The organism is Burkholderia crassaminum (genome assembly GCF_964265005.1).
Lineage (GTDB): Bacteria > Pseudomonadota > Gammaproteobacteria > Burkholderiales > Burkholderiaceae > Burkholderia.
In genome coordinates, this window is sequence record NZ_OZ183799.1 from 2,901,256 (window position 1) to 2,926,906 (window position 25,651).

Consider the following 25,651-nt stretch of genomic DNA (forward strand, 5'->3'; position numbering starts at 1 on the left):
GCCCGTGCTCAGGCCATCAACGCCCGAACGAAGTCGAGGAACACCCTCACCTTCGCGGAAACGAGATTCGACGCGTGGTGATACGCGTAGAGCGGAAACGTCTCGTCCGCCCATTCCGGCAACAGCAGCACCAGCCGCCCGTCGGCCAGGATGTCCCGCGCATAGAGTTCCAGCAACTGCGCGACACCCGCGCCGCCCAGGCATGCGCCGAGCAGCATGCCCGTATCGTTGACCATCAGCCGGCCGGCGGCATCGAACGGCACCACCTCCTTGCCGCGATGGAACTCCCATTCGAACGGCCGCCCCGTCACCGGATCGCGGATCAGCACGCAGCGATGCCCGCTCGCAAGATCCCGCGGGTGCCGCGGTTCGCCGTGACGCGCGACATAGGCCGCCGACGCACAGGTGAGCACGCGCGTTTCCAGCAGCAGCCGCGCACGATATGACGACGGTTCCGGAATGCCGAACCGCACCGCCACGTCGAACCCGTCGGCGACGAGGTCGCCCATCCGGTCGCGCACGCTGATCTCGACCGACAGATCGGGGAAGCGGTCGAGAAACTCCGCCATCTTCGGCGCCAGCACGTAGTGGCCAAAGGTCGCGTCGACGTTGACGCGCAGCCGCCCCCTGACACGCGCCTTCGACTGGCCGGCGTCGATCGCCGCGTCCTCGATGCCGGCCAGCAGCGGCGCGACCGCCTCATAGAAACGCCGGCCTTCGTCGGTCAGCGTGATCGCGCGCGCCGTGCGGTTGAAGATCCGGATGCCGACGCGCTCTTCCAGCCGGGCGACCGCACGGCTCACCGCCGGCTGCGTCAACCCCATCGCCTCGCCGGCGCGCGCGAAAGTGCCGGCCTCGATTACCGCCGAGAGCACGCCGATCCCGCTCAAAAGCCTGCTGTCGAATGCCATTAGACATACTTTCAGTCATTCTTGATCTGCTAATTATTCATTATTTTTATTGACCGAGGAAGCCTACATTAGTCCTGTCGCCGGATCGCACGGCAACTCACGAACCAGGGAGCAGGACATGAGCACATCGGAACAGGTCGCCCTCGTCACGGGCTCGTCGCGCGGCATCGGCGCGGAAATCGCCCGCCGTCTCGCCCGCGACGGCTTCAGGGTCGTCGTGAACTATGCCGGCGGCGCCGGCCCGGCCCGGGAAGTGGTCGACGCGATCGTCGCCGACGGCGGCACCGCCGTCGCGGTACAAGCGGACGTCGCCGATCCGGCGGCGGTGGCCGCGCTGTTCGACGCGGCCGAGCAGGCATTCGGCCGTATCGACGTGGTCGTCAACAGCGCGGGCGTGATGAAACTCGCGCCCCTCGCCGAATTCGACGACGCAGCATTCGACCAGACCGTCGCGATCAACCTGAAGGGGGCGTTCAACGTCAGCCGCGAGGCGGCGAAGCGCGTGCGCGACGGCGGCCGCATCGTCAACCTGACCTCGAGCGTGATCGGCATGCGCCTGCCGACCTACGGCGTGTACATCGCGACCAAGGCCGCCGTCGAGGGCATGACGCAGGTGCTCGCGCAGGAGATGCGCGGCCGCAACATCAGCGTGAACGCCGTCGCGCCGGGGCCGGTCGCGACCGAGCTGTTCCTGCACGGCAAGAGCGCCGAACTCGTCGACCGGATGGCGAAGATGAACCCGCTGGAGCGGCTCGGCCAGCCCGCGGACATCGCCAGCGTCGTCGCGTTTCTCGCCGGCCCCGACGGCGCATGGGTCAACGGTCAGGTCCTGCGCGCCAACGGCGGCATGTGCTGACGGGCCGCCTGCCGCGCCCCCCCGTTACCGGAGATCGATCATGAAGGAAGTCATTCTCGTCACGGGCGCGTCCAGCGGCTTCGGCCTGCTGACGGCCCAGGCGCTCGCCCGCGCCGGCCATGCCGTCTACGCGTCGATGCGCGAAAGCACCGGCCGCAACGCGCCGCGCGTCGCCGCCATCGCCGCCTATGCGCAGGAACACGGCGTCGACCTGCGCACCGTCGAGCTCGACGTCGGCGACGACGCGTCCGTCAATGCCGCCATCGATCGCGTGATCGCGGACAACGGCCGCCTCGACGTCATCGTCCACAATGCCGGGCACATGGTGTTCGGCCCGGCCGAAGCGTTCACGCCCGAGCAGATCGCCCGGCTCTACGACATCAACGTCGTGTCGACCCAGCGTGTCAACCGCGCGGCGCTGCCGCACCTGCGCCGCCAGGGCCGCGGCCTGCTCGTCTGGGTGTCGTCATCGTCCGCACGCGGCGGTACGCCGCCGTTCCTCGCCCCTTACTTCGCCGCGAAAGCCGCGATGGATTCGCTCGCGGTGTCCTATGCAGCCGAACTCGCCCGCTGGGGCATCGAAACGTCGATCGTCGTGCCGGGCGCCTTCACCCAGGGCACGAATCACTTCGCCCACGCGGGCAAGCCGGCCGATGCGACCGTGCAGGCCGCCTACGACGACGGCCCCTATGCGGGCGTCGCCGAGCAGGCGCTCCAGGGCCTCGCCGCGCTCGAACCGGCGGACGCCGATGCCGGCACCGTCGCGACGGCAATTGCCGACATCGTCGCCGCACCCGCCGGCAAGCGCCCGTACCGCGTATTCGTCGATCCGTCGCAGGACGGCGCGGAGGAAGTGTTCCGCGTCGGCGATCGCATCCGCCGCGAGATGTTCAGGAACATCGGCCTCGCCGACCTGCTCGCCGCCCGCGTCGGCAGTTGATCCGCTGCGCGCCGGGCACGCCGGCGCGCGTCAGCGTTGCTCGCAGAACCCGAGGATCGCACCAGCGACCGCCGCCGGCGCCTCGCGCTGCGGAAAGTGACCGACACCGTCCAGCACCTGCCGCGCGTAGCGTCCCGTAAAGAAACGCTCACGCCCGGCCGAGCTGTCCGGATGATTGCAGGTATCCGCGCCGCCGTGCAGCACGAGCGTCGGCAGCACCAGCACCGGCGCGGGATTCAGTCGCGCATTGTCGTCGGCATAGGCCGGCGTGCCCGGCGCGAATCCCCAGCGATGCCGGTACGAATGCAGGACCACGTCGATCCAGTCGGGCCCGTCGAACGCGGCGGCGGCCGCCTCGAAATCGCTGTCGCGATACCAGCCCGGCGGCGACCACGTGTCCCACATCAAGCGGGCAAGCGCACGGCGATCGTCGCGCAACGCCTGCTCGCCGCGCGGCGTCGCCATGAACCAGTGATACCAGTAATTGCGCGCCTGCTGCAGCGACAGTGGCTGCCCGGGATCGTTGGTGCCGTACCCGACCGACAGCATCACGAGATGCGATGCGGCGTCATCGCGCAGCCCGCACGCGTTCGCGGCCGCCCGGGTGCCCCAGTCGTGCCCGACCAGCACGGGCCGCTCGATACCGAGCGCATCGACGAAGTCGAGCACATCTCGTCCGAGCGCCGCGAGCTCGCCGCTGCGCGGCACGGACGCGTCGCGAAAACGGGTCGGCGCAAAACCGCGCAGCGCGGGCACCAGCACGCGGTAGCCGCGCGCCGCCAGCGCTGCTGCCACCGCTTCCCAGCCGACCGGACTGTCCGGCCAGCCGTGCAGCAGCACGGCCACGCGCTCGCCGCGCGGGTTCCATTCGAGATAGGCAATATCGAGCGACGCGGTCATCGCATGCGCATAGGTCGTCATCGTGTACTCCGTTGGGTCAGCCTGAGCGCACGATGGTAGGTCGGCATTTCATCACGATTCACGGAGTATCATGATTCATTCTTTGAATTTCACGTTGAATCGACTGATGGAACCGCTGACCGATCCCGCGTCGACCGCGCTCGACATCACGCTGCTGCGCACCTTCCTCGAAGTCGTCGACAGCCACGGATTCGCTCCGGCCGCGGAACGTCTCGCGCTCACACCCTCCGCCGTCAGCGGCCACATCAAGCGGCTCGAACAGGCGGCCGGCGCGGTGCTGCTCGCGCGCACGACACGCCGTATCGCACTCACGCCGGCAGGCGACACGCTGTACGCGTACGCGCGCAACATCGTCGACATGGAGCGCGAAGTGCGCGCGAGGCTGCGCGGCGCGCCGGCGCACGGGCCGCTGCGGGTCGGTGCGTCGGAGGATTTCGCGGGCGCGTGGCTGCCGCATGTGCTGCGCACGTTTCGCGACCGCCACCCGCGCACGTCGATCGAGTTGAAGGTCGGCATCACTGCGTCGCTGCTGCGCGAGCAGACGCTCGGCCGGCTCGACGTCGTGTTCGGCAAGCAGTGCCGGCAGGTCGACACACCGGGCGAACTGCTGTGGGAAGAGCCGCTCGTGTGGGCGTTCGCATCGGACCGCGCGCTCGACGCCGGCGGCGAAGTGCCGCTCGCGCTGTTTCCGCAGCCATGCGTGTATCGCGAAGCCGCCGTCGCGGCACTCGCCGCCGCGCTGCGACCGTTCCGCGTGCTGTTCGAGAGCAGCAGCATGGCCGGCTGCGTGTCGGCCGCGCTCGCCGGCTTCGCGGTCACCGCGCTGGCACGCAGCCAGCTGCGCGACGGCTTGCGCGAATGCGGGCCGCAAGACGGTCTGCCGGCGCTACCGGCCGCGCGCTTCTATGCGTTCGCGGCAAAACCGGACGGCGCGGGTGCGGCATTGATCGACGCGGTGCGGGATACCGGGCGCAGCCGCCAGTTCGCGGCGCTGCCCGGTTGAAACTGGCGCGGCGCGCACATGGCGCAAACCGCGCGCGTCGGTCAGTCGCCTTCTCCGTCCTCGCCGCCTTCCCCGCCTTCCCCGCCCCTAGTCAGTGCACTCGCCATCAGCTCGCCGAACCACTCGACGAACGCATTGAGCCGGCGCGAACGATGGCGCCGGTGCGGATACACGGCAGACACGTCCATCGGTGCGGCGCGGTGGCCGGGCATCACGTCGACGAGTGCGCCGCTGTCGAGCAGATGCTCGACGTCGAAGCGCGGAATCTGGATCAGCCCCATCCCGGCGATACAGCTCGCGATATAGGTTTCGGCGTTGTTGACGATCACGCGGCTCGGCAGCGTGAGTGTGTGCCTCTGGCCGTCCGCGCAGTATTCCCAGTCGAGCTCGCGTCCTGTCGTCGGCGACGCATAACCGATCGCCCAGTGTCCGTGCGCGAGCGCGTCCGGATGCTCGGGCACGCCGCTTTCGCGCAGGTAGTCGGGGCTCGCGCAGTTGATCAGCGTGAACTGCCCGAGCGGCCGCACGACGAGGCTGCTGTCCGCGAGCCGCCCGACGCGGATCGCGCAGTCGACGCCCTCCTGCACCAGGTCGATCGAACGATCCGTCGAGCCGAGCGACAGTTGCAGCTTCGGGTAACGGCGAAACAGCGACGGCAGCGCAGGCGCCACCATGCGGCGCGCGATCCGGCTCGGCACGTCGACGTTCAGCCGTCCGATCACGTCGTGGTCGCGGCGGCGGAACAGGCGGTCGAGTTCGTCGGCTTCCGCGAGCAGGCGCCGGCCGCGTTCGAGCAGCAGCGCGCCGTCGGCAGTGAGCTGCACCTGGCGCGTCGTGCGGTGCAGGAGGCGCGTGCCGAGCCCCGTTTCGAGCTGCTGGACGGCCGCCGACACGGTCGCGCGCGGCACGTCAAGCGCGTGCGCGGCCTTGATGAAGCTGCCCATCTCGGCAACCTGCAGGAAGATTCTGACCTGATCCAGCTTGTCCATCGGCGGGGAACGTAGGTTCGGAAGATCGTCGCCGCCGGCTGTCGCGCGTCGCGGCAAGGTCCGGCGGCACAGAGAAAACGGGCGCGCAGCTGCAGGGCCGCGCGCCCGTCCATTGTCCACGCAAACGCGCCATTGCGGTGCGCCACGCGCCCGCGACAGCCGCCGGCGCGGCCCGTTGCCGGGCAGGTTACTTGGTCGTATAGCCGCCGTTGATCAGGATCGTCTGGCCCGTGATCCACCAGCCGTCGGTGACGAGATGGCGGATGAACGGCACGACGTCCTCGATGTCGGTCAGGCCCGTCTTGCTGAACGGCGACAGCGCGGCCGCCGTCTTGTGATACGCGACCGCATCGGCACCCTCGGCCGGATAGAAGAACGGCGTGTCCATCGGACCCGGCCCGACGGCCGTCACCGAGATCCCGCGCGCGCCGTATTCCTTCGACGCCGCGCGCGTGAAATGCTCGACCGGCGCCTTCGACCCTTCGTACGCCGCATAGAACGGCGTGAACGCGCCAAGCAGCGACGTCACGAGCGTGACGAGCTTGCCGTGATCCTCGAGGTGCCGCCCCGCTTCCTTGATGAAGAAGAACGCCGACTTGCTGTTGACCGCGAACATGTCGTCGTATTCGGCCTCGCTGATCTCGGTGAACGGCTTCTTCAGCACCTTGCCGACCGTGTTGATCGCGATGTCGATCTTGCCGAAGCGCTGCTTCGCGTCGTCGAACAGCTTCTCGACCGCAGCGGCCGTCGTCAGGTCGGCCTGGAACGTGGCAGCTTCCGCGCCGGCCGCGCGCACTGCGGCGGCCGTCTCCTCGGCCTGAGCCTGCGACGCCGCGCTGTTGTAGTGAATCGCCACCGCCTTCGCGCCGTGGCTCGCCAGGTCCCGCGCGATCAGGCCGCCGAGATTCTTTGCGCCGCCTGCGATCAGGACGACCTTGTCTGCGAGCGTATGAGTTGCCACGGTTGACTCCTTTTTCCGTTGAACGAAGCTAGGAGTGTAGGCACGCGCGACGCGCCGGTCAGCCGGTCGCGGCTGGATGGATTATCCAGAAAAGCGATCCAATCGCAGCGAGGTAATGTTGCCTGCCGTACGGACAACAGCACCGGAATCTGACACCGATGCAGCGCATGCCAGCCGGCTCAGCGGGCGTACAGTTCCGCGTCGATCTTGCCAAGCAGCCACTGCATGCCAGCGAGATGCTGCTGGTCGTGGCTGCACAGGTAGTGGACGAGCCCGCGCACAGTCAGCGAACCATAGCCGTCGAACTCGCCGGTGCGCCCGAACTGCTCGGGAGTCACGCGCGACAGCAACTCCAGCGTCTCGCGCCGCGCTTCGCGGATCGCCGCGAGCACGTCGGACGCATACGCGTCGTTGTAGCGGCGCTCGATCGCGAGTGCGTCGCCATCGATCGACACGAGCAGCGGCCGGTCTTCGTCGAGCATCCGCCGCAACCGCACGTGATAACCGTCAGTCTCGATGTCGCGCACGTGGCAAAGCTGCCCGAGCGGCGAGAAGTGCTCGCTCGGGATCCCGGCCCAATCGTCGGGCGTCCAGCGTGCATAGCCGTCGGGAACGGCCGCGAAGTGCGCTTCGAGCAGACGGGGGAAATCGGCGAGTGCGTCGAGCGTCGTCGGATTCATGCGGGACTTCCTGTCGAATAGGGGCGACCGCAGCCCTGGCACGGGCCTGCTGCCGCCGTTGCGTCACTTCACGCTGAAGCCGTACGCACCCTGCGTGCGGTGCCCGTCGGTCGCGACGGCCACCCATTTCACCGTATAGGCACCGGTGCCGACTGCCGTGAGCGGCACCGTCATCCGCTTGCGGTTCGACGCGTCGATGCGCGCGTGGCCGTCCGACACCGTCTTGCCGTCGCCATCGACGACGACGATCGAGCTGAATGCCGGTTCCAGCGGCTCGGTGAAGTCGATGGTGACGGCAGCCGGTGCGGCGGCCACCGCCGCGCCTGCCGCTGGATCGCTCTTCGCGAGATGCGCGTGCGCGAACGCGGCCGACGAGACGGTCGCGGCAACGATGAGGGCGGCTGCCTGGTGGCCGAACGGGAATGAATCGAAACGCATGGACTTTCCGTGAAGAATGAACGGGCGCCGCACCCTGCGCGGCGTTCCGGCAGCTTACCAGCGCATGCGCGTTCATGCCGGTCCTCGGCCGCCGCTTGATAGAATGCGCGCGCTATGGATCTCGAAAGCATTCTCTACACCCAGGGCTTCGGCTCGCGCCGCCAGTGCCGCGGCCTGATCGAAGCAGGCCGCGTCGCCGTGGCGGGCGCCAGCGCGACCGACCCCGACGCCGCGTTCGACACCGATGGCCTCGTGTTCTCGGTCGACGATACGACGTGGCCGTTCCACGCGCATGCGTATCTCGTGCTCAACAAGCCGGCCGGCTACGAGTGTTCGCGCGACCCGCAACACCACGCGAGCGTATTCAGCCTGCTGCCCGCGCCGCTCGTCGCGCGTGGCGTGCAGTGCGTCGGCCGTCTCGACCAGGACACGACGGGCCTGCTGCTGCTGTCCGACGACGGCCAGTTCGTGCACGCGTACACGTCGCCGAAGCGCAAGGTGCCGAAGACCTACGTCGCGACCGTGCGTCACCCGCTCGACGATGTGCAGCTGAATGCGCTGCGTAGCGGCGTGCAGCTGCACGGTGAGCCGAAGCCGATCGCGGCCGTCGCCGCCGACGCGCGCGACACGCATGCGCTCGCGCTGACCGTCCTCGAAGGCAAATACCACCAGGTCAAGCGCATGGTGGCGGCAGCGAGCAATCGCGTCGAGTTGCTGCACCGCGAAAGCATCGGCGGCTTCACGCTGCCGGACGACCTCGCACCGGGCGCGTGGCGCTGGCTTGACGAAGCCGACCTTTCATCACTCCGCAATCCCGTCAAAACCCTGTAAGGGAAAATCCGCACGACCGTTCGGTGCCCGGCCGCGTCTCGGCCGCATGTTCCCCCGCTATACTGAAATCACAAGCTGCAAGAGCAGCGATGCAGGGGGAGATACCATGAACATCAACCATTCTTTCGAACTGTCGTCCGTGATGATCGCGTTCGCGGTCATCGGTGTCGTCGTGATCGGCGGCCTGCTGGCCATGATGCACGCGAAGCACAAATACCATCCGAACCTGATTGGCGCGCTGATCGGCGCGCTGCTTTGCTTCCTGCTGATCGAGGCGTTACCGGCGCTGACCTGACGCGCTGCCCGGCGCGAGCGTTTGAAGGAAATCGTCTACGGTCGGATACCGCAGCGTCACGCACAATTCGGCCTTGAGCCGTGTGTTGGACAGGCGCCGCGACTCGCGCATGAACGACAGCAGTGTCGGTTCGAGCTGACGCTCGGCGTCCGCGCGGCTGACGCGTGGCGGCCTCGGCAGGCCGAGCGCCTGCGCAACCCGGTCGAAATACTCCCCCATCCGCAGCTCGCTGTCGTCCGACGCATGCACGGCGCGCGCCGGCTTGCCGCGTTCGGCCGCGCGGCGCAGGATCGCCGCGAGATCGTCCGCGTGGATGTGGTTCGTGTAGACGTCGTCGGCCGGCTCGAGCGCCGGCGTGCCGCGCTCAAGCCGAGCGACCGGCAGACGGTTCGCCGCGTAGATGCCCGGAATGCGCACGATGCGCGCGGACAGCACGCCGCGCACCGTCGCCGCGCGCAGTTGCCGCTCGGCCGACACCCGCCGGAAGGCCCGCGGATTCGCGGGGCGCAGCGGATGCGTTTCGTCGATGCGTGCGCCACCGCAGTCGCCGTATACGCCCGTCGTACTGGCGTAGACGAGCCTCGGCGCACGAAGGCCGTCGGGTACAATACGCGCTGCCCGAACGGGCGCGCCGGCCTGTCGGGTAGCGGTGCGCAGCGTTCGGAGCCGGCCGACCGCCGATGCCGGCGGCACCGGTGGCCGTCGTGCAGGCACGGTCGTTGCGGCGATCAGCGCACGCGTGCGCCGGTCGTCGCGGCCGTCGGACTGCGGCGGCGCGAGATGCAGGATCGTGCGGGCCAGACCCGCGAGGCGGCCGAGCGTCGCCCGGCGATCGAGGTCGCCGACGATCGGCGTCGCGCCCGCGGCGCGCAGTTCGTCGCGGCGGGCCGGGTGGCTCGTCAGCGCGAAGATCCGCAGGTTGCGGTGCGAGTCGCGCCATTGCGCGACGCAGCGCATGCCGACGTCGCCGCAGCCGACGATCAGTGCGCGCGGCCGGCGCAGGATTCGAGTCGCGATCATGTTGGTTGCGAAATCAGTAGCCACCGTTGCGCGACGCGCAACGGGCTTGCATTGTAGCTGCCGTGCTCGACAGGCACGGTCCCCACATTTTGTTCTAGTTTGGTTCTATGGCATTCAACGTCACTCTCAAGCAAAGCGGCCGGCAATTCCAGGTCGAGTCGGACGAAACCGTGCTGGCGGCTGCGCTGCGCCAGAACGTCCATCTGCCGTACGGCTGCAAGAACGGCGCGTGCGGCTCCTGCAAGGGCCAGATCGTGTCGGGCCAGATCGAACAGGGCCCGCACGCCGCGTCGGCGCTGTCCAACGACGAGCGCACGCGCGGCCTCGCGCTGCTGTGCTGCTCGAAGGCGCAGTGCGATCTCGAAATCGACGTGCGCGAAATCGCCGGCGTCGACGGCGTGCAGGTCAAGAAGCTGCCGTGCCGGATCGCCGCGCTCGAACGAAAGGCCGACGACGTCATGGTCGTGAAGCTGCAGTTGCCGGCCAACGAACGCCTGCAGTATCTCGCGGGCCAGTACGTCGAGTTCATCCTGAAGGACGGCTCGCGCCGCAGCTACTCGATGGCGAACGCGCCGCACGAGGAAGGCCCGGTCGAGCTGCACATCCGTCACATGCCGGGCGGCAAGTTCACCGACCACGTGTTCGGCGCGATGAAGGAGCGCGACATCCTGCGCTTCGAAGGCCCGCTCGGCACGTTCTTCCTGCGCGAGGATTCCGACAAGCCGATCGTGCTGCTCGCATCGGGCACGGGCTTCGCGCCGATCAAGGCGATCATCGAGCACGTGAAGCACACGGGCATCACCCGCCCGATGACGCTCTACTGGGGCGCGCGCCGCAAGAAGGACATCTACCTCGGCGAGCTCGCCGAGCAGTGGGCACGCGAGATCCCGAACTTCACGTACGTGCCGGTGCTCTCCGAGCCGGACGCCGGCGACCAGTGGACGGGCCGCACGGGCTTCGTCCATCGCGCGGTGATCGAAGACCTGCCCGATCTGTCGGGCCACCAGGTGTACGCATGCGGCGCGCCGGTGATGGTCGAATCCGCGCAGCGCGACTTCACGCAGCACCACGCGCTCCCGGCTGACGAGTTCTACGCCGACTCGTTCACGAGCGCCGCCGATCTCGCGCATCCGGTCTGACACCCGCGCACCCGCGTCCCGCGTTGCGCACCGCGATGTCACATCCGTGGCATCGCGGCGGTTTACAGTTGGGCGCGGGATGCCTTATGCTTGCGCACATGAACTGCTTCCTGTCCGCCCTTCGACGTCGCCGCTCGCCGCTCCGCCCGGATGCCGCAGGCTCGTCACGGACTCGCGCGTAACCCCCACACTGCTTCACCGGTTACGCACAAGCTGTTCGACCCACCAGCCACGGCCTTCCGTGGCTTTTTTATTGCCTGTTTCCCTTTCAACGTCCGCTGGAGTCTGCTGCCATGCCCCTGAACGATTATCCGATCGACTCGCTGATGTACATCACGAACCGCCCCGACATCGTGTTTACGCACGGCAAGGGTTCGTGGCTCTACGATCACACGGGCAAGCGCTATCTGGACTTCATCCAGGGCTGGGCCGTCAACAGCCTCGGCCACTGCAACGACGGCATCGTCGAAGCACTGAAGACGCAGGCGGAAAAGCTGCTGAACCCGTCGCCCGCGTTCTACAACGAACCGATGGCGAAGCTCGCCGGCCTGCTCACGCAGCACAGCGTATTCGACAAGGTGTTCTTCACGAACAGCGGCGCGGAAGCGAACGAAGGCGCGATCAAGCTCGCGCGCAAGTGGGGCCGCAAGTTCAAGAACGGCGCATACGAGATCATCACGTTCGACCACAGCTTCCACGGCCGCACGCTCGCGACGATGTCGGCCAGCGGCAAGCCGGGTTGGGACACGATCTACGCGCCGCAGGTGCCGGGCTTCCCGAAGGCCGAGCTGAACGACATCAACTCGGTCGAGAAGCTGATCACCGACAAGACCGTCGCGGTGATGCTCGAGCCGATCCAGGGTGAAGGCGGCGTGATTCCGGCGACGCGTGAATTCATGCAGGCGCTGCGCGCGCTGACGAAGCAGCACAACCTGCTGCTGATCGTCGACGAGGTGCAAAGCGGCTGCGGCCGCGCGGGCACGCTGTTCGCATACGAACTGTCGGGCATCGAGCCGGACGTCATGACGCTCGCGAAAGGCATCGGCGGCGGCGCCCCGCTCGGCGCGCTGCTGTCGAAGGCCGACGTCGCGGTGTTCGAGGCCGGTGACCAGGGCGGCACGTACAACGGCAACCCGCTGATGACGGCGGTCGGCTATTCGGTGATCTCGCAGCTCGTCGCGCCGGGTTTCCTCGAAGGCGTGCGTGCGCGCAGCGAATACCTGAAGCGCAAGCTGCTCGAGCTGTCGGAAGAGCGCGGTTTCGAAGGCGAACGCGGCGAAGGCCTGCTGCGCGCACTGCTGCTCGGCAAGGACATCGGCCCGCAGATCGTCGAGAAGGCACGCGACATGCAGCCCGACGGCCTGCTGCTGAACGCCGCGCGGCCGAACCTGCTGCGCTTCATGCCCGCACTGAACGTGACGACCGAAGAAATCGACCAGATGATGGCGATGCTGCGGTCGGTTCTCGACACGCTCTGAGGAGAGCCCGCCGATGGATGCCGCCAACGATACTGTCGCAATCCGCCCGTTCGAACGCGCCGACACCGAAGCCGTGCTCGCGGTATGGTGCGACGCATTCCCGCAGTACGACGAAGCCGGCGCGCCGCCGCACCGCGATCCGCTGCGATCGATCGAGCTGAAGCTCGCGACGCAGCCGGAGCTGTTCTTCGTCGCGACTAGCGGCGCACGCGTCGTCGGCACGCTGATGGCGGGTTTCGACGGACATCGCGGCTGGCTCTACTCGTTCGGCGTATCGAACGACGCGCGGCGGCTCGGCATCGGCCGCGCACTGATCGCGCATGCGGAACGCGCGCTCGCCGCACGCGGCTGCCTGAAGATCAACCTGCAGGTGCTGCCCGGCAACGACGACGCGTGCCGCTTCTACGCGGCGCTAGGCTACCGCGTCGAGGAGCGCATCTCGTTCGGCAAGACGCTGCCGGCCGCATGACGCGAAAGCCGGCAGCCGGCCGCCGGCGATCTCAGCGCGTGATCGGCCCCGCGCCCGGCAGCGGATTGCCGAGCGCGTCGGTCGGCACGGCCTGCTGCTCGAACGCGGCGAAATACGCGGCCCACTGCGTGTCGCTCACGCGCACGATCAGCGCGCCGTCCTGCCAGATGTCGTTGTGGTCGTTGTGGTCGTCGCCCGCGCGGTGCAGGTAGTTCGAGCCGGTCGAACCCTGGTTCATGTGCGTGTCGTGGATGCCGTTGCCTTCGGCATACGAGCGGCCGAACACGACGACGTCGAGCCCCTGCGACTGCGCGGCGCTCACAAGCCGCAGCAGCGACGGGATCGGCTCCGGATTCTCGGTGCCGTCCATCACGGCGCTCGCGCGCCACGCCCCCGTTTCGTTCAGGATGTCGCTGCGCATGTAGTCGAGCGCGGGCAATGCCGCCTGCCCCGTCAGGTCCGTATAGCCTTCGGCCGCGGCCGCGAGCGTCTGCGTGATCGGGTGGTGGAAATCGTAGACGAGCTTGTAGTTCAGCAAGTCGTCCGCGTCGCTGGTGCCGACGTTGATCGCGACATCCCAGTTGCCGCCCGGCAACGCCAGCGTCAGGTGGATGTGATATTGAATCTCGCTGCCGTGCGGCGAGCCCTTCAGCTGCGCCACCGATGTCACCTTCGCCTTCACGAAACCGTAGTCCAGACTCATGCGTGCTCTCCATGTCCCGATGGGCCGCCGATGCTACACGGCCCGTGTGTCGGTTTGCAGGCGACCGGCTTCGGGCGGCCGCCCCCATCGCTCCCGCGCCGCATACGCGGCGCAACAGTCGAATGGAGTCGCACCCGCACGCACAAGTTCGACCCGAATCGCAGGACACGAAAAAAAAGGCTGTCACGGCATCCCGTGACAGCCTTTCGAAAGCCCGTGTGCGGCACGCCCGGCATCTGCCGTCGCGCGCCACCGGGCCCGCTCATTCACTCACTCATTCACCCAGATACGCGGCACGCACCTTCGGATCGTCGAGCATCTGCTTCGCATCGCCTTCCATCGTGACCGTGCCCGAATCCATCACGTAGCCGCGGTCGGCCGCCTGCAGCGCGAGGCGCGCGTTCTGCTCGACGAGCAGCACCGTGATGCCCTCCTTCGAGATTTCGCGCACCACTTCGAAGATCTTCTCGACCATGATCGGCGACAGCCCCATCGACGGTTCGTCGAGCAACAGCAGCTTCGGCTTCGACAGGATCGCGCGCGACATCGCCAGCATCTGCTGCTCGCCGCCCGACAGCGTGCCCGCGAGCTGCGTCGCCCGTTCCTTCAGGCGCGGGAAGAAGCCGAACATCCGCTCGACGTCCTTCTTGATCTGGTCGTTGTCGTTGCGCAGGTACGCGCCCATCTGCATGTTCTCGATGATCGACATCCGCGCGAAGATCCCGCGGCCTTCCGGCACCATCGCGAGGCCGCGCTTGAGCAGCTCGTGCGACGGCACGCCCTTGATCGACTTGCCGTCGTACTCGATGTCGCCTGCCGAATACGCCTTCAGACCCGTGATCGCCTTCATCGTCGTGGTCTTGCCTGCGCCGTTCGCGCCGATCAGCGTCACGAGCTCGCCCTGACGGACTTCCATGTCAACGCCCTTGACGGCCTGGATGCCGCCGTAGTTGACCTGCAAGCCCTTGATTTTCAACATTGCCGCTGCCATCAGTGCACCCCTGCGCCGAGATATGCCTCAATCACCTTCGGATTCTTCTGCACGTCCTGCGGCAGACCCTCGGCGATCACCTTGCCGTAATCGAGCACCGTCATCCGGTTGCACAGCCCCATCACGAGCTTCACGTCGTGCTCGATCAGGAGAATCGTGCGGCCGTCCGAGCGGATCTTGTCGAGCAGGCGCGTGAGTTCGACCTTCTCGGTCGCGTTCATCCCGGCCGCCGGCTCGTCGAGCGCGAGCAGCTTCGGGTCGGTCGCCAGGGCCCGCGCGATCTCGAGACGGCGCTGGTGGCCGTACGACAGGTTGCGCGACGTGTAGTCCGCGTATTGCAGCACGCCGACGTACTCGAGCAGCTCGATCGCACGTTCCTTGATCTCGCGCTCTTCCTGGCGTTCGGCCGGCGTCTGGAACACCGCGCCGAGCAGCCCGTGCTTGGTGCGCACGTGGCGGCCCACCATCACGTTCTCGAGGGCCGTCATCCCGCCGAACAGGCGGATGTTCTGGAACGTACGCGCGATGCCCGTCTTCGCGACCTGATGCACCGCCGTCGGCTTGTATTCCGTGCCGTCGAGCTTGAACTCGCCGGAGTCCGGCGTATAAAGGCCCGTGATCACGTTGAAGAACGTCGTCTTGCCGGCGCCGTTCGGGCCGATCAGCCCGTAGATCTCGCCTTCCTTGATCTCGAGGCCGACGTCGGACAGCGCCTGCAGCCCGCCGAAGCGCTTGTTCACGCCCTTGACGGACAGTCGGATTTGCTTGTCGCTCATGTGTATATCCCCTGTGTCCGTAGGTTAAGCGCGCACCGGCTTCTTGCTGGCGCGCTTCGCCAGTTTCGCGATCTTGTCCTCATGCTTCGGCGCGGGCCACAGGCCTTCCGAGCGATACAGCATGATGACCACCATCGCGAGGCCGTACAGCGCCTGACGGATCACTTCCGTATCGACGATGTCGTGACCGAACAGCGCATGCTGCAGCGGGCTCATCGTCGAGCGCAGGAATTCCGGGAAGATCGCGAGCAGCACCGCGCCCAGGATCACGCCCGGGATATGGCCCATGCCGCCGAGCACCACGCACGCCAGCACCACGATCGATTCCCAGAACGTGAACGATTCCGGCGACACGAAGCCCTGGAACGAACCGAACATCGCGCCCGACAGGCCGCCGAACGATGCGCCCATCGCAAACGCGAGCAGCTTCACGTTACGGGTGTTGATACCCATCGCCTTCGCGGCGATTTCGTCCTCGCGGATCGCTGCCCATGCACGGCCGATACGCGAGTGCTGCAGACGCGTACACACCCAGATCACCAGCAGCGAGCACAGCACGAACAGGTAGTAATACATGTAGACCGACGGCAGCTGCAGGCCGAACAGCGAGTGCGTCTGCGACAGGTTGAAGCCGCCGATGTGCACCGGATCGATGCCCGTGATCCCCTTCGGGCCGTTGGTGATGTTCACCGGACGGTCGAGGTTGTTCATGAAGATCCGGACGATTTCACCGAAGCCGAGCGTCACGATCGCCAGGTAGTCGCCGCGCAGGCGCAGCGTCGGCGCACCGAGCAGGATCCCGAAGGTCGCCGCCAGCGCCATCGCGATCGGCACGATGATCAGGAACGGCACGTGCAGGCCGTTCGGCGCGATCGCCGCGATCCACTCGAACTGCGAGCTCAGGTGCGGCGAGCTCAGCAATGCCGCCGTGTACGCGCCCACCGCGTAGAACGCGATGTAGCCCAGGTCGAGCAGGCCCGCGAAGCCGACCACCACGTTCAGGCCCAGCGCGAGCATCACGTACAGCATCGCGAAGTCGAGCACACGGACCCAGTAATTGCCGCCGGCCGAGCCGATGATGATCGGCGCGGCAATCACGAAGGCAGCGGTCAGGATGCCGATGATGATCGTCTTGGTGGTGTTGCGCTCTTCGACGAGCGACGTCGAGGATTCGATCGGTTGAATGGATGTCATGTTGTTTGCTCCCTTCCGTTACGCGCGATCCGCGACACGTTCGCCCAAGAGGCCGGACGGACGGAATACCAGCACGATGATCAGCACGATGAAGGCGAACACGTCCTGGTAGTTACTGCCGAATACGCCACCCGTAAGGTTGCCGATGTAGCCGGCCCCGAGCTGCTCGATCAGGCCGAGCAGCACGCCGCCGACCATCGCACCGCCGAGGTTGCCGATCCCGCCCAGCACCGCGGCCGTGAATGCCTTCATGCCGGGGATGAAGCCCATGTAGAAGTGCACGTTGCCGTATTCGGAAGCAATCATCACGCCGGCCAGCGCGGCGAGCGCGGAGCCGATCATGAACGTCGCGGAGATCACGAAGTTCGGGTTCACGCCCATCAGGCTCGCGGTGTTCGGGCTTTCGGCGATCGCGCGCATCGCGCGGCCGAGCTTGGTCTTGTGCACGAGCAGCAGCAGGCCGCCCATCACGATGAACGCCACCGCGATGATCACGATTTCAGTGACCGAGATCACGGCGCCGGGCGTCGTGTCGGTCGCCTTGATCACGTTGATCGGATCGGTCGGCAGCAATTGCGGGAACGGCAGCGGGTTGCGCGACCAGATGATCATCGCGGCGGTTTGCAGCAGGATCGACACGCCGATCGCGGTGATCAGCGGGGCGAGGCGCGGGGCGCGACGCAGCGGCCGGTATGCGACCCGTTCGATCGTGAAGCCGACGAACGCACAGACGACTGCGGCGATGCCCAGGCCGATCGTCAGCGTCGCAACGTTGCCGAGTCCGGGGAAATGGTTCTGCAGCACGGTGATGGCCGACAGGGCGACCATCGCGCCGATCATCAGCACGTCGCCATGCGCGAAGTTGATGATGCCGAGAATGCCGTACACCATCGTGTAGCCCAACGCGATGATGGCGTAGACACTGCCGAGCACCAGCCCGTTGAGAACCTGCTGGACGAAAATATCCATTTAAAGCTCCTTGGCCCGTGCTGCCGGAGGACGGTGCGCCCCGCGGGTAAGCGAGGAATCGCGCCTTCTCGGCGACACTGCGGGTACTAGTCGATACCGGTAAGGGTGGATCGTCCCGGCGCGCGCCGCCCGGCCTGTACGGCCGAACCTGCCGCCGGAGCGGATACAAAAACGGCACCGCACTGTTCTCCGGTGCCGTCATGAGTCCCGTCGCTAAATCGTCACGACGTCGAGGACGGTGTTCGTGGCCTCCTTGAAGTCGTAGGGCAGCATGCCGAGACGGCCATCGTCCGGTTGCCCGGCATCCGTGCCTTTTCCCGCCCGGTACGAGGCAAGCCCCGCGCCCGGACAGATCGGATTCCGTGTCGCGCTGCCTCGCAAGGCACCGCGAGCGCCGCGCCCGACATTCGTCAGGACTGCGTCGAAATCCATCGTACGAACCAGACCGCGCGCCGCGACACCATTGCTCGCGGCAACGCGCTGTTTCGTCGAATCGAAATGAAAGGGGGCCGGCGACATCGGCACGCTGCCCGCATCGCCGGGCACCATGGCCGGCCTGCGTCGATCGGCGCGCACGGTCGCTGTCACGCCACGACCGGCGGCCTGCTGTGTTGCAACCTGCGTGCCCGCTGCCCGGCCGTTCGCCAGGCCAAGCGCGTTGATTTCCTCGATCGCCAAACGTGCCCCGTTTTCCTTGTCCTTGCCCAATCGCGCGATGCGGCACGCGAAGGATGCCGCACGACCGGCTCCGGCGACGCGCACGCCGCTGGCCGGCGGTGCCACGAACACCGCAGCCTCCCTCCCCGCCCCGTCGTCGCTCTTTTTGCTGCGGCCGGCAAGCATTGCAACCGGTGCGGCGACGGACATGGCGTAAGCCAACTTCACATGCATTGAGTGGTCTCCCGCGCCTTGCCAAAACCCGATCTCAAAGCCATTCCGGCCTGAAAACGGGCGCATTGTAACTCCATTTATAGGACGCCAATAATCCTGATTCGATGGGGTTTTCCTGCATTGCAACCAATTTTGAGAGACGCTTGGGGACGCGCAGAGCAACCCGGTTGCACCATGAACGCGAATAATGGTTGCGATTACAATTCCGACAGGCAAAAAAAAGCGCGCCGGGAGGCGCGCTTCGGTGTTCCGCGAGTGCGATGCGTCAATCAGGCGGCGGGCGGCAGGTTCAACCCGCGCGGCAGCGGAAACGACACGTTTTCCTCGATGCCGTCGAGCGCGCGGACGTTGCGCACGCCGAGCTCGCGCAGACGCGCGATCACGGCCTGGGCGAGCACTTCGGGCGCCGACGCGCCGGCCGTCACGCCGATGCGGCGCTTGCCTGCGACCCATGCCGGATCGATCTGGTCGGGTGCATCGACCATGTACGCGTCCACACCGCGCTTCTCGGCCACTTCACGCAGGCGGCTCGAATTCGAGCTGTTCGGGCTGCCGACGACGATCACGACATCGCACTGCGGCGCCATGAACTTCACTGCGTCCTGGCGGTTCTGCGTCGCGTAGCAGATGTCCTGCTTCTTCGGCTCGCGAATCTTCGGATACTTGGCCTTCAACGCCCCGATGATCTCGGCTGCGTCGTCGACGGACAGCGTCGTCTGCGTGACGAGCGCGATGCGTTCCGGATCGGCAAGCTCGAGCTTCTGCACGTCCTCGACGCTCTCGACGAGATGCATGCCGCGCTCGACCTGACCCATCGTACCTTCGACTTCCGGGTGACCCTTGTGCCCGATCATGACGATGTCGACGCCGTCCTGGCGCATCTTCGCCACTTCGACGTGCACCTTCGTGACGAGCGGGCAGGTTGCGTCGTAAATGCGCAGCCCGCGCACGTCGGCCTCGTCGCGCACGGCCTTCGACACGCCGTGTGCGCTGAAGATCACGGTATTGCCGGCCGGCACTTCCTCGAGTTCCTCGACGAAGATCGCGCCTTTCTTCTTCAGATCCTCGACCACGTACTTGTTGTGGACGATCTCGTGACGAACGTAGATCGGCGCACCATGCATCGCGATTGCGCGCTCGACGATCTCGATCGCGCGATCGACGCCCGCGCAGAAACCGCGCGGCTGGGCCAGCAGGATTTCGGCGTCGGCTGCGACGGTCTGCCCGGACAGCGTATCGGTGGTGCTCATGATTACAGGATTCCGATGATTTTCACTTCGAACGTGAGCGCCTGGCCCGCGAGCGGATGATTGAAGTCGAACAGCGCCGAGGTCTCGCTGACTTCCTTCAGCACCCCCGCGTATCGACCGCCGTCCGGCGCGTTGAACTCGATCAGTTCGCCCGGCGTGAAATCGTCGCCGACCATCCCGTTCTCGCGCAGCGTCGACAGCGTGACGCGCTGGAGCATGTCGGGATTGCGGGGACCGAACCCCTGCTCGGGCGCTAGCTGAAAAGTCGAGTGGTCGCCGACCCTGAGCCCGATCAGAATCTGTTCCAGCGACGGCGCCAGTTGCCCCGCGCCGAGCAGCAGCGTGGCCGGCTTGTCGGTGAAGGTGTTGACGATGTCGGCGCCGTCGGCCAGTGCCAGCCGGTAATGCAACGTGACGTGGGAACCGGGCTTCACTTCGGATAGATCGATGAGGCTCATGAATTACTCGTTCAGTCGGCGCCCGATACGGCCGAAAGGCCCGGCGCAAAGCCAATATTGTAAGTCACCTGAGCGCGCAAGGCGGAAAGTGCGACGACGTCGCGCACACCGCCCGCCGCCAATGGAGTTCCAAGCATGCTGTCACCCTGCCTCGCCCCGCCGCCCGTCGAGTGCCGCGACACCGCCGATCTGCCGGCCGATCCGCCCGGCCGCGGCCTCCCGATCCACCGGCGCAAGCGCCGCCCGGGCGACTGGCGGCCCGAGCGGCCGCGCGAGCGATTGCTTGAGCGCGGGCCGGCTGCACTGACCGACGACGAACTGATCGCCCTGCTGCTCGGCACGGGCAAGCCCGGGCACGACGTATTCGTCACCGCCCGCGCACTGGTCGGGCAGTTCAGGACGTTGCGCGGGCTGCTCGAGGCAAGCACCGACGATTTCGAGGCGCATCCCGGCATCGGCCCCGCGCGTTCCGCGCGGCTGGTCGCGGTCACCGAGATCGCACGGCGCGTGCTGAAGGAGAAAGCGCACGAGAAGAAGCATATCGATTCGCCCGGCGCGGTCGAGGACTATCTGCGGATGAAGATCGGCGCGCGTCCGTACGAAGTGTTCGCCGCGGTCTACCTCGACGCGCGCCACGGCCTGATCGAAACGGAGGAAATCACGCGCGGCTCGCTGACGCGCATGGCCGTCTACCCGCGCGAGATCGTGCGCCGCGCGATGGTGCACAACGCCGCTGCGCTGATCGTCGCGCACAACCATCCGTCGGGTGCTGTACAGCCGAGCGCGGAAGATCGCCGCCTGACCCGCGTGCTGCACGACGCACTCGCGCTCGTCGACGTGCAACTGCTCGATCACGTCGTCATCGGCACCAGTGATACTTTTTCGTTCGCACGGGCCGGATGGCTGTAGACTGTGCGGTTGCGGCCCGCCTGAGGGCGCCGCAACGGTGAAGCGAAATTAGGTTTGATTTTTCTGAACTTTTTCTGCTAGAATCGCCGTCTGTCTTTTTTCCAACCAGTTCTAGCCATCGAAGGGCCTTGTCTGTAAGGGCTTCGGCGTTCTGAGTGCAGCCATGGATCACGTGGCGGTGCGATGGAACCTTCATCGGCGATCGAACCCCGAATTTAGCGTATTAGGAGTGCTCTCATGGCACGCGTATGCCAAGTAACTGGGAAAGCGCCGATGAGCGGCAACAACGTTTCCCACGCCAACAACAAGACCAAGCGTCGCTTCCTGCCGAACCTGCAAAACCGCCGGTTCTGGGTAGAGAGTGAAAACCGCTGGGTGCGCCTGCGCGTCTCGAACGCCGGCCTGCGCCTGATCGACAAGAACGGCATCGATTCCGTGCTCGCTGACCTGCGCGCACGCGGCGAAGCCTAAGCCCAAGGAGCACAATCATGGCAAAAGGCGCACGCGACAAGATCAAGCTCGAGTCGACCGCTGGTACGGGTCACTTCTACACGACCACGAAGAACAAGCGCAACATGCCGGAAAAGATGGCGATCAAGAAGTTCGATCCCGTCGTCCGCAAGCATGTGGAATACAAAGAAACCAAGATCAAGTAATCTCCGGTTTCTGCCAGCCTGACGGCGACCAAAAAGCCCCGCACATGCGGGGCTTTTTGTTTTGCGCGCACGCTCCGGCGCGACGCGGTATGCTCTCCCCTTTCCGCGGCCACGGCCGCCGGAACGCACAAGATCAAAAGCGTAACGATGGAGATGCAGCATGAAATTCGACGTGGCGATCGTCGGCAGCGGCCTGGCAGGGCTGTCAGTCGCACTCAACCTGGCCAGCACGCGACGTGTCGCGCTGATCGCGAAACGGTCGATGATGGAGGGCGCGAGCGATAACGCGCAGGGCGGCATCGCGGCTGTCCTCGATTCGGCGGACAGCATCGAGAACCACGTCGACGACACGCTGGTCGCCGGTGGCGGGCTGTGCGACGAAGGCGCGACGCGCTACATCGTCGAGCACGGTCGCGAAGCGATCGAATGGCTGATCTCGCAAGGCGTGCCGTTCACGAAGGACGACGCCGCCGAGCTTGGCTTCCACCTCACGCGCGAGGGTGGCCACAGCCATCGCCGGATCATCCACGCGGCCGACGCGACCGGCCATGCGGTGCTCGCGACGCTGTCGGCACGTGCGCGCCAGCATCCGAACATCACGTTCTTCGAAAACCACCACGCGATCGACCTGATCACGTCGGACCGGCTCGGCCTGCCCGGCCGCCGCTGTCACGGCCTGTACGCGCTCGACGTCGACAACGACCGGACGATCACGATCGAGGCACCACATACGGTGCTCGCAACCGGTGGCGCCGGCAAGGTCTACCTGTACACGACGAACCCCGACACCGCGACCGGCGACGGCATCGCGATGGCGTGGCGCGCGGGCTGCCGCGTGTCGAACATGGAATTCATCCAGTTCCACCCGACCTGCCTGTTCCATCCCTATGCGAAGTCGTTCCTGATTTCGGAGGCCGTGCGCGGCGAAGGCGGCCTGCTGAAGCTGCCCGATGGTACGCGCTTCATGCCCGCGCATGATCCGCGCGCCGAACTCGCACCGCGCGACATCGTCGCGCGTGCGATCGACTTCGAGATCAAGAAGCGCGGGATCGATTGCGTGTATCTCGACATCAGCCACCAGCCGGAAGCGTTCCTGCGCGAACACTTCCCGACGATCCACGCGCGCTGCCTCGAATTCGGCATCGACATCGCGAAAGAGCCGATTCCCGTCGTGCCGGCCGCACACTACACATGCGGCGGCGTCGTCACCGACCTCGCCGGGCGCACCGATCTCGCGGGCCTGTATGCGGTCGGCGAAACGTCGTACACGGGGCTCCACGGCGCGAACCGGCTCGCGAGCAACTCGCTGCTCGAATGTCTCGTGATCGGCCGCGCGGCGGCCGAGGCGATCGAGGCGGCCGGCTTCGATGCCGAAACGCCGGCCACGCTGCCCGCGTGGGACGAAAGCCGCGTGTCGGATGCGGACGAGGAAGTCGTCGTTGCGCACAACTGGGACGAGCTGCGCCGCCTGATGTGGAACTACGTCGGCATCGTGCGTACCGACAAGCGCCTCGAACGCGCGAAGCACCGGCTGTCGCTGCTGCGCGACGAGATCCAGGAGTACTACGCGAACTTCCGCGTGACGCGCGACTTGCTCGAACTGCGCAACCTCGTCGACGTGGCGACACTGATCGTGAAAAGCGCACACTCACGCCGCGAAAGCCGCGGGCTGCACTACAGCCGCGACTGGCCGAATTCGCTGCCGAAGGCGCTGCCGAGCGTGCTCACACCGCGCGCGCGTCGTTGAGCCGCACGCCCTTCCCGGCTGCGGTCGCACAGGAAAAAAGCCGTTGGCGTTTGCGCGCCAACGGCTTTTTCGTCTGATCGACGGCGTTCGGTCAGTCGACGATCCGCATCGAATAGTCGGTCGCGCGCACGTCCTTCGTCAGCGCGCCGATCGAGATACGGTCGACACCCGTTTCCGCGAATGCTCGCACCGTATCGAAATTGACCCCGCCCGACACTTCGAGCACGGCCTTGCCGTCTGCGACACGCACCGCTTCACGCATCATGTCGAGCGTGAAGTTGTCGAGCAGCACCGACTGCGCGCGATGCGCGAGCGCGGTATCGAGTTGCGCGAGCGTCTCGACCTCGACCTGCACCGGCACGCCCGACTCCAGCGCGAACGCCGCGTCGAGCGCCTCGCCTACACCGCCCGCCGCTGCGATGTGGTTCTCCTTGATCAGGATGCCGTCATACAGCGCGAGACGCTGGTTCTCGCCGCCGCCGACGCGCACCGCGTACTTCTGCGCGAGCCGCAGGCCCGGCAGCGTCTTGCGCGTGTCGAGGATCTTCGTGCGCGTGCCTTCGACGCGATCGACGTAACGACGCGTCGCGGTCGCGACACCCGACAGCAATTGCAGGAAGTTCAGCCCGTTGCGCTCGGCCGTCAGCAGCGCGCGCGCCGGCCCTTCGAGTTCGCAGACGGTCGAATCCGGCGTCATCCGGTCGCCTTCGCGATAGCGCCATTGCACGACGATCGCCGGATCGATCCGGGCGATCACGGCCTCGAACCACGGCACACCGCACAACACGGCCTCCTCGCGCACGATGATGCGCGCGCGGCGACGCCCGCCGGCCGGTACGAGCCGCCCGGTCTGGTCGCCCGTGCCGACGTCTTCCGCGATCGCATCGGCCACGTTGCGCGCGATTGCGTCGTCGAATGCCGCGCCGTATTGCTCGCGGACGATGCCGAACAGCGGGGATACGGCTGCGTTCGTCATGCAGCCCCCACGTTCGCAAACAGTTGCTGGTCGCGCTGCAGATCGCCGCTCGCCTGCACGCGCTTCTTGTGCGCCGCTGCGAAAGCGAGCATCCGGTCGATCGGCAGGCGTGCGCGCTCACCGATCGCGGGCTCGACGAAGATCTCGTTGTGACCGCGTTCGAGCACGTCGGCGAGGTTCGCGAGGCCGTTCATCGCCATCCACGGGCAGTGCGCGCAGCTCTTGCAGGTTGCGCTGTTGCCGGCCGTCGGTGCGGCGATGAAGGTCTTGCCGGGCGCCGCAAGCTGCATCTTGTGCAGGATGCCGAGATCGGTCGCGACGATGAAGCGCGTCGCGTCGAACTTGACGGCGGCGTCGATCAGCTGCGTGGTCGAGCCGACCACATCTGCCTGCGCGACGACGTTTTCCGGCGATTCGGGGTGGACGAGCACTTTCGCGTCCGGATACTCGGCGCGCAGCAGGTCGAGCTCGATGCCCTTGAATTCGTCGTGGACGAGGCACGAGCCTTGCCACAGCAGCATGTCCGCGCCGGTTTTCTTCTGGATGTAGCTGCCGAGATGGCGATCCGGCGCCCAGATGATCTTCTCGCCGCGCGCGTGCAGGTCGGCCACGATCTCGAGGCCGATCGACGACGTGACCATCCAGTCCGCGCGCGCCTTCACGGCGGCGCTGGTATTCGCGTAGACGACGACGGTGCGATCGGGATGCGCATCGCAGAACGCCGAGAATTCGTCGACCGGGCAGCCGAGGTCGAGCGAGCAGGTCGCATCGAGGTCGGGCATCAGGATCCGCTTGTTCGGACTCAGGATCTTCGCGGTTTCGCCCATGAAGCGCACACCGGCGACGACCAGCGTCTGCGCGTCGTGATCGCGGCCGAAGCGGGCCATTTCGAGCGAATCGGCGACACAGCCGCCCGTTTCGTCAGCCAGCTCCTGCAGTTCGGCATCCACGTAGTAGTGGGCGACGAGCACGGCCTTTTCACGCACGAGCAGCGTCTTGATGCGCGCCTTCAGTGCAGCGCGTTCTTCGGCGGACGGGGCGTCGGGCACCTTGGCCCATGCCTGCCCCACGCCGCACACGGTCCCTGCTGCGATGGGCCGATCGTATTCGACGGGTTTGATCGTCGATTGCATCTCCATATCTCCTGTCGATCCAAGTTAGCGCTTTAGCGCTTACTTGGATCCCATGCTTCGCGGTCGA

At 66.6% G+C, this 25,651-nt stretch carries 29 protein-coding genes; 12 read left to right on the forward strand and 17 right to left on the reverse strand.

Annotation, left to right across the window (positions count from 1 at the left end; translation table 11 throughout):
* Nucleotides 1–8: 8 nt before the first annotated feature.
* Complete coding sequence (locus tag ACPTTF_RS13425; RefSeq protein ID WP_423371430.1) at nt 9–911, reverse strand: LysR family transcriptional regulator; 903 nt, start codon at nt 909–911, stop codon at nt 9–11.
* Nucleotides 912–1,029: 118 nt separating this feature from the next.
* Here ACPTTF_RS13425 and ACPTTF_RS13430 point away from each other — a divergent pair, with 118 nt between their 5' ends.
* Both ACPTTF_RS13430 and ACPTTF_RS13435 read left to right on the forward strand, forming a co-directional pair.
* Nucleotides 1,030–1,767: an SDR family oxidoreductase gene (locus ACPTTF_RS13430; protein WP_423371431.1), complete on the forward strand. Its 738-nt coding sequence runs from the start codon at nt 1,030–1,032 to the stop codon at nt 1,765–1,767.
* 40 nt (nt 1,768–1,807) lie between these two features.
* Entirely contained in the window at nt 1,808–2,707 is a 900-nt protein-coding gene (locus ACPTTF_RS13435; protein ID WP_423371432.1) for an SDR family oxidoreductase, read from the forward strand.
* Between the two features lie 30 nt (nt 2,708–2,737).
* Here the strand turns inward: ACPTTF_RS13435 and ACPTTF_RS13440 are convergent, their stop codons facing one another.
* Nucleotides 2,738–3,628 (reverse strand): alpha/beta fold hydrolase, encoded by an 891-nt coding sequence (locus ACPTTF_RS13440; protein WP_423371433.1) that lies wholly within the window; start codon nt 3,626–3,628, stop codon nt 2,738–2,740.
* 106 nt (nt 3,629–3,734) lie between these two features.
* Between ACPTTF_RS13440 and ACPTTF_RS13445 the strand changes: the two genes are divergently transcribed.
* On the forward strand, nt 3,735–4,631 hold the full coding sequence (locus ACPTTF_RS13445; RefSeq protein WP_423371886.1) for a LysR family transcriptional regulator: 897 nt from the start codon (nt 3,735–3,737) through the stop codon (nt 4,629–4,631).
* Between the two features lie 41 nt (nt 4,632–4,672).
* Here the strand turns inward: ACPTTF_RS13445 and ACPTTF_RS13450 are convergent, their stop codons facing one another.
* The 4 genes from ACPTTF_RS13450 to copC all read right to left on the reverse strand — a co-directional run bounded on the left by ACPTTF_RS13450 (nt 4,673) and on the right by copC (nt 7,699).
* On the reverse strand, nt 4,673–5,620 hold the full coding sequence (locus tag ACPTTF_RS13450; protein WP_423371434.1) for a LysR family transcriptional regulator: 948 nt from the start codon (nt 5,618–5,620) through the stop codon (nt 4,673–4,675).
* Nucleotides 5,621–5,807: 187 nt separating this feature from the next.
* Nucleotides 5,808–6,581, reverse strand: coding sequence for an SDR family oxidoreductase (locus ACPTTF_RS13455; protein WP_166961259.1), 774 nt, complete (start codon nt 6,579–6,581; stop codon nt 5,808–5,810).
* Nucleotides 6,582–6,760: 179 nt separating this feature from the next.
* Complete coding sequence (locus tag ACPTTF_RS13460; RefSeq protein ID WP_423371435.1) at nt 6,761–7,261, reverse strand: DinB family protein; 501 nt, start codon at nt 7,259–7,261, stop codon at nt 6,761–6,763.
* Nucleotides 7,262–7,324: 63 nt separating this feature from the next.
* Nucleotides 7,325–7,699 carry a copper homeostasis periplasmic binding protein CopC gene (gene copC / locus ACPTTF_RS13465; RefSeq protein WP_423371436.1) on the reverse strand — a complete coding sequence of 125 codons (375 nt, stop codon included), beginning with the start codon at nt 7,697–7,699 and terminating at the stop codon, nt 7,325–7,327.
* 114 nt (nt 7,700–7,813) lie between these two features.
* Between copC and ACPTTF_RS13470 the strand changes: the two genes are divergently transcribed.
* A complete protein-coding gene (locus ACPTTF_RS13470; RefSeq protein WP_423371437.1) occupies nt 7,814–8,530 on the forward strand; it encodes a pseudouridine synthase in 717 nt (238 codons plus the stop codon).
* A gap of 106 nt (nt 8,531–8,636) precedes the next feature.
* A complete protein-coding gene (locus tag ACPTTF_RS13475; RefSeq protein ID WP_166961267.1) occupies nt 8,637–8,825 on the forward strand; it encodes a hypothetical protein in 189 nt (62 codons plus the stop codon).
* Here the strand turns inward: ACPTTF_RS13475 and ACPTTF_RS13480 are convergent.
* On the reverse strand, nt 8,808–9,845 hold the full coding sequence (locus ACPTTF_RS13480) for an NAD-dependent epimerase/dehydratase family protein (RefSeq protein WP_423371438.1): 1,038 nt from the start codon (nt 9,843–9,845) through the stop codon (nt 8,808–8,810). The genes ACPTTF_RS13475 and ACPTTF_RS13480 overlap by 18 nt on opposite strands.
* 107 nt (nt 9,846–9,952) lie before the next feature.
* Here ACPTTF_RS13480 and ACPTTF_RS13485 point away from each other — a divergent pair, with 107 nt between their 5' ends.
* From ACPTTF_RS13485 to ACPTTF_RS13495, 3 genes are all read left to right on the forward strand, one after another.
* The gene (locus ACPTTF_RS13485) at nt 9,953–10,984 is read left to right on the forward strand and encodes a CDP-6-deoxy-delta-3,4-glucoseen reductase (protein ID WP_166961271.1); all 1,032 of its coding nucleotides are present in this window, start codon (nt 9,953–9,955) and stop codon (nt 10,982–10,984) included.
* A 293-nt stretch (nt 10,985–11,277) separates the two neighbouring features.
* Nucleotides 11,278–12,462, forward strand: coding sequence for an acetylornithine transaminase (locus tag ACPTTF_RS13490; RefSeq protein WP_166961273.1), 1,185 nt, complete (start codon nt 11,278–11,280; stop codon nt 12,460–12,462).
* A gap of 13 nt (nt 12,463–12,475) precedes the next feature.
* A complete protein-coding gene (locus ACPTTF_RS13495) occupies nt 12,476–12,931 on the forward strand; it encodes a GNAT family acetyltransferase (RefSeq protein ID WP_166961275.1) in 456 nt (151 codons plus the stop codon).
* Nucleotides 12,932–12,962: 31 nt separating this feature from the next.
* Here ACPTTF_RS13495 and ACPTTF_RS13500 read toward each other — a convergent pair whose 3' ends face one another.
* The 8 genes from ACPTTF_RS13500 to ACPTTF_RS13535 all read right to left on the reverse strand — a co-directional run bounded on the left by ACPTTF_RS13500 (nt 12,963) and on the right by ACPTTF_RS13535 (nt 20,163).
* Nucleotides 12,963–13,634 carry a DUF2278 family protein gene (locus tag ACPTTF_RS13500; protein ID WP_166961277.1) on the reverse strand — a complete coding sequence of 224 codons (672 nt, stop codon included), beginning with the start codon at nt 13,632–13,634 and terminating at the stop codon, nt 12,963–12,965.
* A 274-nt stretch (nt 13,635–13,908) separates the two neighbouring features.
* On the reverse strand, nt 13,909–14,625 hold the full coding sequence (locus tag ACPTTF_RS13505; protein ID WP_423371439.1) for an ABC transporter ATP-binding protein: 717 nt from the start codon (nt 14,623–14,625) through the stop codon (nt 13,909–13,911).
* Nucleotides 14,625–15,401 (reverse strand): ABC transporter ATP-binding protein, encoded by a 777-nt coding sequence (locus ACPTTF_RS13510; RefSeq protein WP_011352945.1) that lies wholly within the window; start codon nt 15,399–15,401, stop codon nt 14,625–14,627. The genes ACPTTF_RS13505 and ACPTTF_RS13510 overlap by 1 nt, the downstream gene beginning before the upstream one ends.
* Before the next feature lie 24 nt (nt 15,402–15,425).
* Nucleotides 15,426–16,595, reverse strand: coding sequence for an ABC transporter permease subunit (locus ACPTTF_RS13515; protein ID WP_423371440.1), 1,170 nt, complete (start codon nt 16,593–16,595; stop codon nt 15,426–15,428).
* Nucleotides 16,596–16,613: 18 nt separating this feature from the next.
* Nucleotides 16,614–17,564, reverse strand: a complete 951-nt coding sequence (locus ACPTTF_RS13520) for a branched-chain amino acid ABC transporter permease (protein WP_006488946.1) — start codon at nt 17,562–17,564, stop codon at nt 16,614–16,616.
* Between the two features lie 213 nt (nt 17,565–17,777).
* Nucleotides 17,778–18,455 carry an amino acid-binding protein gene (locus tag ACPTTF_RS13525; protein ID WP_423371441.1) on the reverse strand — a complete coding sequence of 226 codons (678 nt, stop codon included), beginning with the start codon at nt 18,453–18,455 and terminating at the stop codon, nt 17,778–17,780.
* Between the two features lie 269 nt (nt 18,456–18,724).
* The gene (gene ispH, locus ACPTTF_RS13530) at nt 18,725–19,705 is read right to left on the reverse strand and encodes a 4-hydroxy-3-methylbut-2-enyl diphosphate reductase (RefSeq protein ID WP_011352949.1); all 981 of its coding nucleotides are present in this window, start codon (nt 19,703–19,705) and stop codon (nt 18,725–18,727) included.
* Nucleotides 19,706–19,707: 2 nt separating this feature from the next.
* Nucleotides 19,708–20,163: an FKBP-type peptidyl-prolyl cis-trans isomerase gene (locus tag ACPTTF_RS13535; protein WP_046544593.1), complete on the reverse strand. Its 456-nt coding sequence runs from the start codon at nt 20,161–20,163 to the stop codon at nt 19,708–19,710.
* A gap of 135 nt (nt 20,164–20,298) precedes the next feature.
* Between ACPTTF_RS13535 and radC the strand changes: the two genes are divergently transcribed.
* The 4 genes from radC (at nt 20,299) to nadB (ending at nt 23,475) form a co-directional block, all read left to right on the forward strand.
* Nucleotides 20,299–21,072, forward strand: a complete 774-nt coding sequence (gene radC / locus ACPTTF_RS13540) for a RadC family protein (protein WP_166961289.1) — start codon at nt 20,299–20,301, stop codon at nt 21,070–21,072.
* Nucleotides 21,073–21,309: 237 nt separating this feature from the next.
* A complete protein-coding gene (rpmB, locus tag ACPTTF_RS13545) occupies nt 21,310–21,543 on the forward strand; it encodes a 50S ribosomal protein L28 (protein ID WP_004186391.1) in 234 nt (77 codons plus the stop codon).
* Nucleotides 21,544–21,560: 17 nt separating this feature from the next.
* Nucleotides 21,561–21,728, forward strand: a complete 168-nt coding sequence (gene rpmG / locus ACPTTF_RS13550) for a 50S ribosomal protein L33 (protein WP_006478046.1) — start codon at nt 21,561–21,563, stop codon at nt 21,726–21,728.
* Between the two features lie 160 nt (nt 21,729–21,888).
* Nucleotides 21,889–23,475, forward strand: a complete 1,587-nt coding sequence (nadB, locus tag ACPTTF_RS13555; RefSeq protein ID WP_046544591.1) for an L-aspartate oxidase — start codon at nt 21,889–21,891, stop codon at nt 23,473–23,475.
* 91 nt (nt 23,476–23,566) lie between these two features.
* Here the strand turns inward: nadB and nadC are convergent, their stop codons facing one another.
* Together nadC and nadA are read right to left on the reverse strand one after the other, a co-directional pair.
* Nucleotides 23,567–24,451 carry a carboxylating nicotinate-nucleotide diphosphorylase gene (gene nadC / locus ACPTTF_RS13560; protein WP_423371442.1) on the reverse strand — a complete coding sequence of 295 codons (885 nt, stop codon included), beginning with the start codon at nt 24,449–24,451 and terminating at the stop codon, nt 23,567–23,569.
* On the reverse strand, nt 24,448–25,584 hold the full coding sequence (nadA, locus tag ACPTTF_RS13565) for a quinolinate synthase NadA (protein ID WP_423371443.1): 1,137 nt from the start codon (nt 25,582–25,584) through the stop codon (nt 24,448–24,450). Before nadA ends, nadC begins: the two co-directional genes overlap by 4 nt.
* Nucleotides 25,585–25,651: the final 67 nt, after the last annotated feature.